The sequence below is a fragment of the Streptomyces sp. CMB-StM0423 genome, from assembly GCF_002847285.1.
In the GTDB taxonomy this organism is placed as follows: domain Bacteria; phylum Actinomycetota; class Actinomycetes; order Streptomycetales; family Streptomycetaceae; genus Streptomyces.
On the sequence record NZ_CP025407.1, the window covers coordinates 4,189,703 to 4,202,582 of the forward strand.

11 protein-coding genes are annotated in these 12,880 nt (G+C 70.3%); 6 read left to right on the forward strand and 5 right to left on the reverse strand.

Annotation, left to right across the window (positions count from 1 at the left end; translation table 11 throughout):
- Positions 1 to 24: 24 nt before the first annotated feature.
- A complete protein-coding gene (locus tag CXR04_RS18195; protein ID WP_101423442.1) occupies positions 25 to 687 on the reverse strand; it encodes a PadR family transcriptional regulator in 663 nt (220 codons plus the stop codon).
- Between the two features lie 399 nt (positions 688 to 1,086).
- On the opposite strand from CXR04_RS18195, the gene CXR04_RS18200 reads away from it, so the two are divergent.
- Complete coding sequence (locus CXR04_RS18200) at positions 1,087 to 3,813, forward strand: transglycosylase domain-containing protein (RefSeq protein ID WP_101423443.1); 2,727 nt, start codon at positions 1,087 to 1,089, stop codon at positions 3,811 to 3,813.
- A gap of 449 nt (positions 3,814 to 4,262) precedes the next feature.
- A complete protein-coding gene (locus CXR04_RS18205) occupies positions 4,263 to 5,864 on the forward strand; it encodes a glycosyltransferase family 87 protein (RefSeq protein ID WP_101423444.1) in 1,602 nt (533 codons plus the stop codon).
- A gap of 135 nt (positions 5,865 to 5,999) precedes the next feature.
- Here CXR04_RS18205 and CXR04_RS18210 read toward each other — a convergent pair whose 3' ends face one another.
- From CXR04_RS18210 to CXR04_RS18220, 3 genes are all read right to left on the reverse strand, one after another.
- Complete coding sequence (locus tag CXR04_RS18210; RefSeq protein WP_101423445.1) at positions 6,000 to 7,031, reverse strand: alanine racemase; 1,032 nt, start codon at positions 7,029 to 7,031, stop codon at positions 6,000 to 6,002.
- An 83-nt stretch (positions 7,032 to 7,114) separates the two neighbouring features.
- On the reverse strand, positions 7,115 to 8,233 hold the full coding sequence (locus CXR04_RS18215; protein WP_101423446.1) for a lipid II:glycine glycyltransferase FemX: 1,119 nt from the start codon (positions 8,231 to 8,233) through the stop codon (positions 7,115 to 7,117).
- Positions 8,234 to 8,462: 229 nt separating this feature from the next.
- Complete coding sequence (locus tag CXR04_RS18220) at positions 8,463 to 8,768, reverse strand: hypothetical protein (protein WP_101423447.1); 306 nt, start codon at positions 8,766 to 8,768, stop codon at positions 8,463 to 8,465.
- Positions 8,769 to 9,061: 293 nt separating this feature from the next.
- Here CXR04_RS18220 and rpsF point away from each other — a divergent pair, with 293 nt between their 5' ends.
- The 4 genes from rpsF (at position 9,062) to rplI (ending at position 10,913) form a co-directional block, all read left to right on the forward strand.
- Positions 9,062 to 9,352, forward strand: a complete 291-nt coding sequence (gene rpsF, locus CXR04_RS18225) for a 30S ribosomal protein S6 (RefSeq protein ID WP_018838796.1) — start codon at positions 9,062 to 9,064, stop codon at positions 9,350 to 9,352.
- Between the two features lie 170 nt (positions 9,353 to 9,522).
- Positions 9,523 to 10,137, forward strand: a complete 615-nt coding sequence (locus CXR04_RS18230; RefSeq protein WP_101423448.1) for a single-stranded DNA-binding protein — start codon at positions 9,523 to 9,525, stop codon at positions 10,135 to 10,137.
- Positions 10,138 to 10,210: 73 nt separating this feature from the next.
- Entirely contained in the window at positions 10,211 to 10,447 is a 237-nt protein-coding gene (gene rpsR / locus CXR04_RS18235; protein ID WP_018838794.1) for a 30S ribosomal protein S18, read from the forward strand.
- Positions 10,448 to 10,466: 19 nt separating this feature from the next.
- Entirely contained in the window at positions 10,467 to 10,913 is a 447-nt protein-coding gene (rplI, locus tag CXR04_RS18240; RefSeq protein WP_027741613.1) for a 50S ribosomal protein L9, read from the forward strand.
- A gap of 150 nt (positions 10,914 to 11,063) precedes the next feature.
- On the opposite strand, the gene CXR04_RS18245 is transcribed toward rplI, so the two are convergent.
- A complete protein-coding gene (locus tag CXR04_RS18245) occupies positions 11,064 to 12,437 on the reverse strand; it encodes an MATE family efflux transporter (protein WP_234380301.1) in 1,374 nt (457 codons plus the stop codon).
- Positions 12,438 to 12,880 lie beyond the last annotated feature (443 nt).

Sequence of the window (12,880 nt, forward strand, 5' to 3'; positions counted from 1 at the left end):
GGTCGTGCCAGGGCAGGCAGGGCCTCAGATGGCGGTGTCGTCGGACGGATCCGGCCGGGTGCTGTCCCGGTCACGGGGCAGGCCGCCCGTCTCTGTTGAACCGGCGTTCCCCGAAGGGCGCTCGTCGCGCCCCGCCCGTTCGCTCTCGATCAGCTCGGTCAGCCAGCGCACCTCGCGCTCGACGGACTCCATCCCGTGCCGCTGTAGCTCCAGGGTGTAGTCGTCGAGTCGCTCGCGCGTGCGCGCCAGCGACGTCCGCATCTTGTCCAGGCGCTCCTCCAGCCGGCTGCGCCGGCCTTCCAGCACCCGGACCCGTACGTCACGCGACGTCTGGCCGAAGAAGGCGAAGCGGACGCCGAAGTGCTCGTCCTCCCACGCCTCGGGCCCGGTTTGGGCGAGCAGCTCCTCGAAGTGCTCCTTGCCCTCGGCCGTCAGCCGGTAGACGATCTTGGCGCGCCGGCCCGCCAGCGGTACGGCGGGACCGTCCTGTGGTGCAGGAGCGGTCTCCTCCGTCAGCCATCCCTGTGCGACCAGAGTCTTCAGACAGGGATAGAGGCTGCCGTAGCTGAACGCGCGGAACACCCCCAGCGAGCTGTTGAGCCGCTTGCGCAGCTCGTAGCCGTGCATGGGGGACTCGCGGAGCAGACCGAGGATGGCGAATTCGAGGATGCCTGAGCGCCTGCTCATCGCCTCCTCCTTCCGTGCCGCGGATGTCCCGCTCTGGTTATACCGGGCCGATGTGTCGCGGCGATGTGTCGCGCGGATGTATCGACTCGATACATCTAAACGATAGGGCGGGGCTCGGGCGGCAGCAAGTGAGGGTTCTGTGAACGGCGTCACATCGGCTTGACCGGGCGCGCCGAAGTGTCCGGTAAAGCGCGTAATACCCGGCGCAAAGCGGGCAACGCCGGTGCGTACTCTGTTCCGCATGCTGTCCGAAGGGAACCGAGAGCCGCATGCGGACGTCTTCGTCCTCGGTACAGTGCGGCTGGTTGCCAGAGGACAGAGAACCGGTCGTGCATCGGGGGGACCGGCTGACAGAAAACGCCCACAGGCGATGCCACCTGTTCGAGGAGTAGTCCCTTCATGAGCGAGCACCGTCGCAAGCCGCCGAACAGCGGCCGCGGAGGAGGCCGTCACGGCGCGCACTCCGGCCGCCGCGGGACGCCCGGCGCGGACGGGGGCGCCACGGCCGGCCGCCGGGCCGCCGGCGGCGGCGGTGGCAGAAGGAGAGCCCCCGACGGGAATACCGCCTACGGCGCAGGCGCCGGGGCGGGCGCCGCCGCGGGCGCGGCGGCCGGAGCGGCCGGACACGGCCGCAGCCACTCCGCCGCCGGCGGCTACGACGGCCCGCGCCGCAGGCGCCGCCCCGAGCCGCCGCCGCGGAAGCGGTTCATCGACTACCCCCGCTCCAACCACACCGGCCTGCGCCGCTGGCTCCCCTCCTGGAAGCAGGTCATGGGGATGTGCGTGCTCGGCGTCGGGCTGCTCGTCGGCCTGTTCTTCCTCGGCTACATGCTGGTGGAGGTCCCCAGCGTCGCCGCCGCCGCCAAGGCGCAGAACAACGTCTACTACTGGTCCGACGGCACCCAGATGGCCACGTACGGCGGTGAGAAGAACCGCCAGATCGTCGATCTGGAGGACATCCCGAAGGAGATGCAGAACGCGGTCATCGCCGCGGAGAACGCGACCTTCTACTCCGACCCCGGCATCGACCCCAAGGGCATCGTCCGCGCCATGTTCAACATGGCCGCCGGCGGGTCCACCCAGAGCGGTTCGACCATCACCCAGCAGTACGTCAAGAACGCCCGTCTCGACGACCAGTCGCAGACCATCTCCCGCAAGGTGCAGGAGCTGTTCATCTCCATCAAGGTGGGCGCGAAGGTCGACAAGAACGAGATCCTCGCCGGGTACCTCAACACCGCGTACTACGGCCGCGGCGCCTACGGCATCCAGGCCGCCGCCCAGGCGTACTTCCGCGTCGACGCCGAGAACCTCAAGCCCGACCAGTCCGCCTTCCTCGCCGCCGTCCTCAAGGGCCCCGACCTCTACGACCCCCAGGGCGGCTCCGTCCCGGGCGCCTCGCCGGAGGACAACCGGAAGCGCGCCGAGGAGCGCTGGAGGTGGATCCTCGACCGGCAGATGGAGGTCGAGATGGACGGCCAGAAGATGATGTCGCCGGCCGAGCGGGCCAAGTACGAGAAGTTCCCCGAGATCGCGAAGTACAACCCCAGCGCGGGTCTGACGGGCCAGAAGGGCTATCTCATCGAGACGGCCAACCGGTACGTGCTGAAGAACTCCAACATCGGCAAGGAAGAGCTGGAGCGCGGCGGCTACCGCATCTACACGACCTTCGACAGGAAGAAGGTCGCGCAGATGGAGAAGGCGGTCAACGACGCCCGCAAGGAGTACCTCGACCCGAAGAACCGGGACAAGGACAAGTACGTCCAGTTCGGCGGGGCCTCGGTCGATCCGACGTCGGGGAAGATCGTCGCCCTCTACGGCGGCGAGGGCTTCGACCAGGACCACTTCACCAACAACGCCGACACCCTCGGCGTGCCCGTGGGCTCCACCTGGAAGCCGTTCGTCCTCGCGTCCGCCTTCGAGAACGGCACGTACCGCAGCGAGGGCCAGCCGATCTCGCCCGAGAGCAAGTACAACGGCAACAACAAGATCATTATCCGGGACCAGAACGGCGACCCCATGCCCGGCCCGGACGGTGAGGACTTCAGACAGGCCAACGAGAGCGACTACCCGTACGGCTACGTGACGCTGGAGAAGGCGATGGGGCTCTCCATCAACTCCCCCTTCGTCCAGCTCGGCGTCGACGTCGGTCTGTCGAACGTCCAGAAGACCGCCGCCTCGGCCGGCATCCTCGACGAGTCGATGCCGAAGACCCAGGACCTCGACGCCTCGTTCTCGCTCGGTACGTCCACCCCCAGCGCCATTCGCATGGCCAGCGCCTACGCGACCTTCGCCGCCTCCGGTGAGCACATCGAGCCGTACTCGGTCACGAAGGTGATCAAGGAGGGCAAGGAACTGAAGGGGTACGACGACCACCCGACCGAGCGCGGCATGGACGCCAACGTCGCCGACAACGTCACCAAGATCCTCAACGAGCAGGTGGTGAACGGCGAATACGGCGAGCTGGGCGAGGGCACCGGCGCCGCCGCCAAGGACCTGGGGCGCCCCGCGGCCGGCAAGACCGGTACCACCGACGAGAACAAATCCGCGTGGTGGGTCGGCTACACCCCACAGTTGTCCACGGCGGTCACCCTCTTCCGTACCGACCCGCGGAGCGAGAAGCAGGAACTCCTCTCGATGAACGGGACCGGCGGCTTCGACTCCATCCACGGTGGCCAGATCCCGACCGAGATCTGGACCAACTACATGAAGGAAGCTCTCAAGGGCGAGGACCCCGTGGAGTTCCCCGTCCCCGACCCGCTCGGCGACATCGTCGACGGCGGTGGCGTTCCGACGCCCAGCGAGACGGCGATCGAGCCCGAGCCGACCGGGACCCAGCCCACCGAGGAGCCGGACGACCCCACCAGCAGCCCGCCGCCCTCGACCTCGCCCCCGCCCAGCCAGACGTGCGAGCCGTGGGACATGGAGTGCCAGTCCGGCGGCGCCACCAACGGCGGTGATCCCGGCGGCGAGACGACCGGGGAGACCACCACAGGTGAGACGACCGGAGAAACGACCACCGGGGAGACGACCGGAGAGACCACCAACGGCGGCCAGCCCAACGGCGGCGCCAACGGCAACGCCGGATCGGACGGCGGCGGCGACGACGGCGGAGGACTGATCCCATGACGCCGGTCCCCGTATCCCGGGGACCGGCGGCCTAGCCGGGAGTAGTCCCGTTTTCCGAAACGGCGGCGGATGGATGCCATCCGCCGCCGTCGGCATTCTCGGTGTTACCGGTCGCAGGCTGTAAAGGGAGTAATGGCTCGCGCCGGGTGCGTTCCGCAGCAGGCGCTACGGGTGGTGACGAATGCCTGTGCGGGTGCGGCGTGCAATGGGCGACGAAATCGGGCAAAAGGTATCCATGATCGATACATTCCGTTCAAGTGTGACGCCGGTCACCTTTCAGGATGGATTTGCCTGTTCGGATAATTGTGGCCGATGACGGAATCCGGTAAATGTCGGGCCGTGCTGGAATTCCAGCTCCGAATTCCGTCCATGAACCCTGCCCGCGATCCCGTGCGGGCGAGGAGCCGTACCGGACAGACGAGTCCGCCCCCGTACGGCAGGATGGCTCCATGACGAGCGTGGACCACGACCCGGCCCGGCGGCCGGCCGCCGCCCCGGCGCCGGACGAGCCGCCCGTCGCCCCCACCCGGCACGACGAGATCGCCGCCCGCGGCAGCGAGGTCCTCGGCGGCCCGCTCGGGCGCCGGGCGCTGCTCGGCGGCTCCTGGTGGACTCCGGTGCGGGTGATTGCGCTCGTGGCGATCGGGATGTTCGCGCTCGGCATGGTGCAGAAGTACCCGTGCTACGACGGCGCCTGGTTCTCCGGTGCCAACGCCCAGTACACCCGCGCCTGCTACTCCGACATCCCGCACCTCTACCAGGGCCGCGGCTTCGCCGACGACCTCACGCCGTACTTCGACCGCATCCCGCCGGAGGCGTCCGGCGGCATGGAGTTCCTTGAGTACCCGGTCCTGACCGGGCTGTTCATGGAGGTCGCCTCCTGGCTCACCCCCGGCGGCGACGACCTCGTGCACCGCGAGCAGGTCTACTGGCTCGTCAACGCCGGCATGCTGATGATCTGCGTCGCGATCGTGGCCGTCTGCGTCGCCCGTACGCACCGCCGCCGGCCCTGGGACGCGCTCCTCGTCGCCCTCGCCCCCGCGCTCGCGCTCACCGCGACGATCAACTGGGACCTGCTCGCCGTCGCCCTCACCGCCGCCGCGATGCTCGCCTGGTCCCGCAGCCGCCCCGTCGCCGCCGGCGTGCTCCTCGGCCTCGCCACCGCCGCCAAGCTGTACCCGGTTCTGCTGCTGTGGCCGCTGCTGCTGCTCTGTCTGCGCGCCGGGCGGCTACGGCAGTTCGCCACCGCGACCGCCGCCGCGGCCGGCGCCTGGCTCGTCGTCAACCTGCCCGTGATGATCAAGGCGCCGGACGGCTGGGCGAAGTTCTACACCTTCAGCCAGGAGCGGGGCGTCGACTTCGGCTCGTTCTGGCTGATCATCTCCCAGCGGTCCGGCGAGCCCCTGGACGACGCCAACATCTACGCCGCCGCCCTGATGGTCCTCGGCTGCCTCGGCATCGGCGCCCTCGCGCTCACCGCGCCGCGCCGCCCGCGCTTCGCGCAGCTCGCGTTCCTGGTCGTGGCGCTGTTCATCGTCACCAACAAGGTCTATTCGCCGCAGTACGTGCTGTGGCTCATCCCGCTCGCCGCACTGGCCCGGCCGCGCTGGCGCGACTTCCTCATCTGGCAGTTCTGTGAGGTCGCGTACTACATGGGCATCTGGCTCTACCTCGCTTACACCAACGGCGGCGAGGATGCCAAGGGCCTGCCCCCGGACGGCTACCACGTGGCCATCGCCGCGCATCTGCTGGGCACGCTGTACCTGTGCGCGGTGGTCGTACGGGACATCGTGATGCCGGACCGCGATCCCGTACGCCGCCTCGGCGACGACGACCCCGGCGGCGGCGTCCTGGACCGGGCCCGGGACGTGCGGGTGCTGGCCGAGGCCGGCCACGGGCGGCACGCGGCGGGCGTCGTGGGTGCCCCGGGCGTTCCGGGCGTCGCGGGCGGGCCGGGCGCCCCGGGAGCAGGCGGAGCGCCGGGGGCGATGCGCGTGCGATGGGGAGCGGAAGGTAGCGCGAAGGCGGGCCGGGTGTCCCCCATCGAGTGACGTCGCAGGCCGTCCGACCGGGCATTCTGAGCGGTTGGTCAGGCCGGACCCGGTCCACTCCGGACACGAGTGAGGGCCCGAAGCCGCGGCTTCGGGCCCTTCGTACGTTCTACGCGGTACGCGGCGAGCGAACCGCTAGCGCTCCACCACCCGGTCCGGCTGCGTCGTCGTGTGCCGCAAGTGCGCGACCATCTCGTCCCCCTGCACCGGCGCCGACGACTCCGCCGGCAGGTACAGGATCGACACCTGCATGTGCGGCGGCTCCGCGAACCACCGCTGCTTGCCCTCCCACACGAACGGCGACAGGTTGCGGTTCACCGTCGCCAGCCCCGCCCGCGCCACGCCCTTCGCCCGCGGCGCCAGCCCGTGCATCGCCTTCGGCGCCTCCAGGCCGACACCCTGCGACGTACCGCCGGCGACCACCACCAGGTGGCCGTCGCCCGACACCTTCTGCTGCCGGTAGCCGAAGCGGTCGCCCTTCGCCACGCGCGTGACGTCCAGCACCGTGCCCCGGTAGTGCGTCGCGTCGTGGTCGCCCAGCCACAGCCGGGTGCCGATCCGCGCCCGGAAGCGCGTCTGCGGGAACTGCCGCTGCAACTGCTCGAACTCGTCCGCCCGCAGATGGCTCACGTACATCGTGTGCAGGGGCAGCCGCGCCGCGCGCAGCCGGTCCATCCACGCGATGACCTCGTCCACCGCGCTGGAGCCGTCCGTTCGGTCCAGCGGCAGGTGGATCGCGAAGCCTTCCAGCGTCACGTCCGACAGCAAGGACGCCAGCTTCGGCAGTTCCTCCTCCGTGACGCCGTGCCGCCGCATCGAGCTCATCACCTCGATGACGACCCGGGCGCCCACCAGCCGCCCCACCGCGTCCACCGACGCGACGGTGCGGATCACCCGCGTCGGCAGCGGGACGGGCTCCTCGGTGAGCTGGTACGGGGTGAGGACGAGCAGGTCGCCGCTGACGAAGTCGCGCGCCCGCGCCGCCTCGTACACCGTGCCGACCGCCAGCGGGCTGGCCCCCAGCCGGGCGGCCTCGGCGGCCAGGCGCTCGTGGCCGAAGCCGTAGCCGTTGCCCTTGCAGACGGGGACGAGTCCGGGGAACTGCTCCAGGATGTGCTGCTGGTGTGCGCGCCACCGCGCGGAATCGACGTAGAGCGTGAGCGGCATGGCGGTCGGTGTACCTTCCTTCGCGGTGTCGGGGGCTCTTCAGTTCACGTGAAGTCCGCTGCTTCGCGTGAAGTCCGCCGTGGTCAGCGGCGGGACATGTAGATGTCGAGAGCCTTGTGGAGCAGCTTATTCAGTGGGTAGTCCCACTCGCCCAGGTATTCGGCCGCCTGCCCGCCCGTGCCCACCTTGAACTGGATCAGCCCGAAGAGGTGGTCGGTGTCCACGAGCGCGTCGCCGATGCCGCGCAGGTCGTACACGTGCGCGCCGGCGGCGTGCGCGTCCTTCATCATCTGCCACTGGATGGCGTTCGACGGGCGCACCTCGCGCCCGTGGTTGGCGGAGGCACCGTACGAATACCACACGTGCCCGCCCACCGTCAGCATCGTCGTCGCCGCCAGGCACTCGCCCTGGTAGAGCGCGAAGTACAGCCGCATGCGGCCAGGCTCCTCGGCGTTGAGCACCTTCCACATGCGCTCGAAGTACCCCTGCGGCCGGGGCCGGAACTTGTCGCGCTCGGCCGTGATCTCGTACAGCCGCTGCCACTCGCCGAAGTGCTCCAGACCGCCCTGCACCACCTCGACGCCGGCCTTCTCGGCCTTCTTCACGTTGCGCCGCCAGAGCTGGTTGAAGCCCTTGAAGACCTCGTCCAGGGAGCGCCCCGCCAGCGGCACCTGGAAGACGTACCGCGGCTGTACGTCGCCGAAGCCCGCACCGCCGTCCTCGCCCTGCTGCCAGCCCATCCGCCGCAGCCGCTCGGCGACCTCGAATGCCTGCGGCTCGACGACGTCCGCGTTGACGTCGCGCAGCCTCTTGACGTCCGGGTCGGCGATGCCCGCCTTGATCGTCGGCGCCTCCCAGCGGCGGATGATCACCGGCGGGCCCATCTTCACGGAGAACGCACCCTGGCTCTTCAGATGCGTCAGCATCGGGTTGAGCCACGCGTCGAGGTTCGGCGCGTACCAGTCGATGACCGGCCCCTCCGGCAGATACGCCAGATACCGCTTCACCTTCGGCAACTGCCGGTACAGCACCAGAGCCGCGCCCACCTGCCGGCCGTCGGCGTCGAACCAGCCCAGGTTCTCCGCGCGCCACTCGGACTTCACGTCCGCCCACGCCGGGATCTGGCAGTGGCTCGCGGCGGGCAGACTGCGGATGTACGCCAGATGCTGCTCGCGGCTGATGGGCTGCAGGGTCAGGCTCATGGCGGCGCTCCTCGTGCTGCGGCGGGTTGCCGACTGCGGCAGGCTTCTCGCGGGTGAAGCCTACTGCGGGCGCACCTCACCCCAGGAGGGAAGGCCCCAAGCGGCGGGGCCACGCAGACACGGGGAGCGCCGGTGGTGTAAGGCGGCGGCGCCGTACGGATCAGCGGCGGGCCGTACGGATCGGCCGTAGGGATCATCCGTACGGACCGGCCGTGCTGATCCGTACGGATCAGAGGGAGAAGCCCCCGCGCGCCATCGCCAGGAAGAAGCCGAGGCCGGCCGCGCCCAGCCCCAGGAGCATCAGGAACCGCTCCCTGGTGGTCACGGAGATCATCTGTCCCCATGCCCCGGTGACGATCCCGATCAGTCCCGCCCAGGTCGCCGGCACGTGCAGGCCGCGCCACTGGGCCAGGACGAGCGCGATCGCCCCGACGGCGAGCGTGATGGCCAGGAGCGTGTCCTGGGCGACGTGGTATTCGCCGTCGCTGGCGAAAAGGCCGATGTTGCGCTGCGGGGGCTGTACTGCCTGAGGCATAGGGCACCTCCATGCCCGTATGGCGGCGCGGGCTCCAGGGTCGTACGTGACGCCGCTCACACCCGATGTATACAGATTGCCGGGAATCGTGGCCGGATTTCAACCGGAAGGGCCGCTGCGGGTACTGTGTGCGGTCTGTAGCGGAGTCCGCCCAGGCCATCCCACCGCACCGGCGCCCCATCCGGCGCCGCCCCCGCGGCTGTCAGTGCCGGGCGCTACCGTTGCGACGCAATGAAGAACCTCCTGCCACGGAGAGACCGTGGCCGCCGAGTCCAGAGGAGGTGGGTTCCACAATGCGTCACTACGAGGTGATGGTCATCCTCGACCCCGATCTTGAGGAGCGTGCAGTCTCCCCGTTGATCGAGTCCTTCCTGTCCGTGATCCGTGAGGCCAAGGGCAAGGTGGAGAAGGTCGACACCTGGGGCCGTCGTCGTCTCGCTTACGAGATCAAGAAGAAGCCCGAGGGCATCTACTCGGTCATCGACATCCAGGCCGAGGCCGATGTCGTCAAGGAGCTCGACCGGCAGATGAACCTCAACGAGTCGGTGCTGCGGACCAAGGTCCTGCGCCCCGCAATCCACTGACCGCAACCGACGAGCAGACCGCGTACGGCCCGTCCGGCGACGGACGGACCGCGTACGAGTAACCGAACCGACTGAACCGACAGCGCCGGCCGTACTGACAGAACAGACAGCACGGACGGCACTGACAAGCCAGACCGCACCACCCGGCAGCAACCGCGAGAGGTCAAGACATGGCAGGCGAGACCGTCATCACCGTCGTCGGAAACCTGACCGATGACCCCGAGCTGCGCTTCACGCCGTCCGGCGCGGCCGTCGCGAACTTCACGATCGCGTCGACCCCCCGGACGTTCGACCGGCAGACCAACGAGTGGAAGGACGGCGACCCGCTGTTCCTCCGCGCGTCGATCTGGCGCCAGGCGGCGGAGAACGTCGCCGAGTCGCTGACGCGCGGCACGCGCGTGGTTGCCCAGGGCCGGCTCCGCCAGCGTTCGTACGAGACCCAGCAGGGCGAGAAGCGGACCGTGGTGGAGCTGGAGGTCGACGAGATCGGCCCCGCGCTCCGGTACGCCACCGCCAAGGTCACCAAGACCACCGGCAGGGGCGGCCAGGGCGGCGGCTTCGGCGGTGGCGGTGGCGGCGGTCAGCAGGGCGGTCAGGGCGGCGGCTGGGGCGGAAACCCCGGCGGCGGCCAGGGCGGCCAGGGTGGCGGCGGCCAGCAGGGCGACCCGTGGGCGACGTCCGGCGGCGGCGGTCAGCAGGGCGGTCAGGGCGGCGGCTGGGGTGGGAACTCCGGCGGCGGCCAGGGCGGCCAGGGCGGCGGTTACTCGGACGAGCCCCCGTTCTGATCCCGGGCTTCCCGGGGCGTGACGAGCGTGCTCGTACACCACACTTCTTGATCACACTGGAGTAAGAGACATCATGGCGAAGCCGCCTCCGCGCAAGCCAAAGAAGAAGGTTTGCGTCTTCTGCAAGGAGAAGATCTCCTACGTCGACTACAAGGACACGAACCTGCTGCGGAAGTTCATTTCCGACCGCGGCAAGATCCGTGCCCGCCGGGTCACCGGCAACTGCACCCAGCATCAGCGTGATGTCGCCACGGCCGTGAAGAACAGCCGGGAGATGGCGCTGCTGCCCTACACCTCGACCGCACGCTGACTGGGAGGGTGAACCAAGCATGAAGATCATCCTCAAGGGCGAGGTCTCCGGCCTCGGTGCCGCCGGCGATGTCGTCGAGGTCAAGGACGGGTACGCCCGCAACTACCTGATCCCCAACGGGCTGGCGATCCGCTGGACCCGCGGCGGGGAGAAGGACGTGGCGCAGATCCGCCGCGGCCGCAAGCTGCGCGAGATCGCCTCTGTCGAGCAGGCCAACGCCGTCAAGTCGGAGCTGGAGGGCGTGCAGGTGCGCCTGTCCACGCGCGCCGGCGCCAGCGGCCGGCTCTTCGGCGCCGTCACCCCGGCCGACATCGCCACGGCGATCAAGCAGGCCGGCGGCCCGGACGTCGACAAGCGGCGCATCGAGCTGTCCGCGCCGATCAAGAGCCTCGGCGCCCACCAGGTGTCCGTACGGCTGCACCCCGAGGTCGACGCGAAGGTCGGCGTCGAGGTCGTGGCCGGCTGACGCCGGTCGGCGACGGGTAGGACGAAGGACGGGCCGTGCCCTTGCGGGGGCGCGGCCCGTTCGCATGCGTGGAGCGGAGGCGCTCGGGCAGGCGGTGGGCCCCCGCGGGCCGGGGATTCGGCCGGCCCGTACCCGTACCGGCTGCCGCGGCTAGGCGCGGACGGCGCCCGTGACCAGCCACCGCCCGGACCGTGCACGCAGCCACAGCGTCACCAGCCGCGTCAGCATCATCAGCCCCATCGACCACCACACCGCCGTCAGCCCCCCGCCCAGCGCCGGCACCGCCAGCGCCACCGGCGCGAAGACCGCCAGCGTCAGCAGCATCGCCCAGGCCAGATACGGCCCGTCGCCCGCGCCCATGAGCACGCCGTCGAGCACGAACACCACCCCCGCCAGCGGCTGCGTCACCGCGACGACCAGCAGCGCCGGCAGCAGCACGTCGTGCACCCCCGCGTCGTCCGTGAAGAGGGGGAGGATCAGCGGCCGGGCAGCCACCACCAGCGCGCCCAGCACCGCGCCGGTCGCCACCCCCCACTGCACCATCCGCCGGCACGCCTCCCGCGCCCCGTCCACGTCCCCCGCGCCCAGATACCGGCCGATGATCGCCTGCCCGGCGATCGCTATCGCGTCCAGTGCGAACGCCAGCAGCGACCAGATGCTCAGCACCACCTGGTGCGCGGCAACCGACTCGTCCCCGAGCCCCGCCGCCACCGCGGTCGCGATGAGCCCGATGGCGCGCAGCGAGAGGGTACGGATCAGCAGCGGCACCCCGGCCCGCGCGGAGGACCGTATGCCGGCGGGCTGCGGGCGCAGCGCGGCGCCGTGCTTGCGGGCGCCCCGTACGACGACGAGCAGGTAGACCGCGGCCATCCCCCACTGCGCGAGCACGGTGCCCCAGGCGGAGCCGGCGATGCCGAGGCCGGCGCCGTAGACGAGGGCGACGTTGAGCACGCCGTTGGCGGTGAAGCCGCCGATGGCGACATACAGCGGGGTGCGGGTGTCCTGCAAGCCGCGCAGCACGCCGGTGGCGGCGAAGACGATGAGCATGGCGGGGATGCCGAAGGCGCTGATGCGCAGATACGTCACCGCGTACGGCGCGGCGGTGTCGGAGGCGCCGAAGAGGCCGACGAGGCCGGGCGCGGTGGGGACGGTGACCGCGACGAGCGCGGCACCGAGCAGCGCGGCGAGCCAGATGCCGTCGACGCCCTGCTGGATCGCGGAGCGCAGATCGCCGGCGCCGACGCGGCGGGCGACGGCGGCGGTCGTGGCGTAGGCGAGGAAGACGAAGACGCTCACGGCGGTGGTGAGGAGCGCGGCGGCGACGCCGAGCCCGGCGAGATGCGGGGTGCCGAGGTGGCCGACGATGGCGCTGTCGGCGAGCACGAAGAGCGGCTCGGCGACGAGGGCACCGAAGGCGGGGACGGCGAGGGCGACGATCTCGCGGTCGTGCCGCCGCCGGGTACGGCGTCGCTGCTCGCCGGGCGTGCCCTGGTCGGCGGTGGTGGGCGCGGGGACGTCCTGCATGCAGCAAATCTAATAGTCCACAGGTAACAGACGCAACTGGCTGCGGGCACTTACAAGATGACGTGTACGGGGTGATCGCGCGCGGCGTGCGCCGCGACCTCGGCCCGGCGGGGAAAGTTTTTCTCCTCCACCGGGGGTGGACGAAGAATCAGCAGGTCAAACGGGTGATCGCGGAGCGATAGTGTGCTTGTCCACAGCACTGTCCCCCGGCTCGTACACAGCTTTCCCCAAGTAATCCACAGGTTGGGCGAGTCTTTCCACACCCCCTGTGGATAGCGCAATTGGCGACAGCCCGCCGCGGACCTACCGTTGACCCTCCCCCCTGCCGGCAACGGCGCCGCCGCCCCGCGGTCCGGGGGGCCGGCCGACGCGCCGGAAGCGGAACGCCGCGGGCGATTTGTCAGCGGCGTGCCGTAAGAAAGAGGGGCGCCCTGAGAGGTCCG

What these genes read in the sequence shown, in the direction of transcription:
- CXR04_RS18195 (WP_101423442.1), bottom strand. Translation starts at nt 687, where the DNA reads ATGAGCAGGCGCTCAGGCATCCTCGAATTCGCCATCCTCGGTCTGCTC.
- CXR04_RS18200 (WP_101423443.1), top strand. Translation starts at nt 1,087, where the DNA reads ATGAGCGAGCACCGTCGCAAGCCGCCGAACAGCGGCCGCGGAGGAGGC.
- CXR04_RS18205 (WP_101423444.1), top strand. Translation starts at nt 4,263, where the DNA reads ATGACGAGCGTGGACCACGACCCGGCCCGGCGGCCGGCCGCCGCCCCG.
- CXR04_RS18210 (WP_101423445.1), bottom strand. Translation starts at nt 7,031, where the DNA reads ATGCCGCTCACGCTCTACGTCGATTCCGCGCGGTGGCGCGCACACCAG.
- CXR04_RS18215 (WP_101423446.1), bottom strand. Translation starts at nt 8,233, where the DNA reads ATGAGCCTGACCCTGCAGCCCATCAGCCGCGAGCAGCATCTGGCGTAC.
- CXR04_RS18220 (WP_101423447.1), bottom strand. Translation starts at nt 8,768, where the DNA reads ATGCCTCAGGCAGTACAGCCCCCGCAGCGCAACATCGGCCTTTTCGCC.
- rpsF (WP_018838796.1), top strand. Translation starts at nt 9,062, where the DNA reads ATGCGTCACTACGAGGTGATGGTCATCCTCGACCCCGATCTTGAGGAG.
- CXR04_RS18230 (WP_101423448.1), top strand. Translation starts at nt 9,523, where the DNA reads ATGGCAGGCGAGACCGTCATCACCGTCGTCGGAAACCTGACCGATGAC.
- rpsR (WP_018838794.1), top strand. Translation starts at nt 10,211, where the DNA reads ATGGCGAAGCCGCCTCCGCGCAAGCCAAAGAAGAAGGTTTGCGTCTTC.
- rplI (WP_027741613.1), top strand. Translation starts at nt 10,467, where the DNA reads ATGAAGATCATCCTCAAGGGCGAGGTCTCCGGCCTCGGTGCCGCCGGC.
- CXR04_RS18245 (WP_234380301.1), bottom strand. Translation starts at nt 12,437, where the DNA reads ATGCAGGACGTCCCCGCGCCCACCACCGCCGACCAGGGCACGCCCGGC.